Origin of the sequence: Corynebacterium marquesiae (assembly GCF_030229635.1) — a bacterium.
In the GTDB taxonomy this organism is placed as follows: Bacteria; Actinomycetota; Actinomycetes; order Mycobacteriales; family Mycobacteriaceae; genus Corynebacterium; species Corynebacterium marquesiae.
This window is the reverse complement of the sequence record NZ_JASPII010000051.1, coordinates 1-344: the sequence shown is the minus strand read 5'-3', so window position 1 is coordinate 344 and position 344 is coordinate 1. Positions and strand designations below refer to the sequence as shown.

The 344-nt window shown below is 54.4% G+C and carries 1 protein-coding gene; it reads left to right on the top strand.

Translation table 11 applies throughout. The features are described from left to right. Nucleotides 1-237: hypothetical protein (locus QP971_RS11330; RefSeq protein ID WP_284821796.1), on the top strand; the 237-nt coding region annotated here is incomplete at its 5' end. Between the last annotated feature and the right edge of the window lie 107 nt (nucleotides 238-344).

The following is a 344-nucleotide window of genomic DNA, read 5'->3' as shown; positions in this document are numbered from 1 at the left end:
GATGGTACTGCAACCGGGAGGTTGTGGGAGAGTAAGTCACCGCCGACACCAAACAACAAAACACAACAAAATACAGAAACAACAAAGAAGGAGACGGACAACCACCGTCTCCTTCTCTTTTTTGCGTTTTGCCGCAACAGGCGCCACACGACGGAACTTTGCCACACACGTCCAGTGGCTTTAGACCCCATGGAACTGCACACACCTGCCGGGAAAGTGGCAGGCAACGAACCCTAAACCCTTCCTTTTACCCCCGCTGGCGGGTGGGGTGCGACTCTGGGAATCCCTGCGGATTTAGGGCACCCTATTCGAACACAAACACCCCCACTAAGGCCACATGTCCT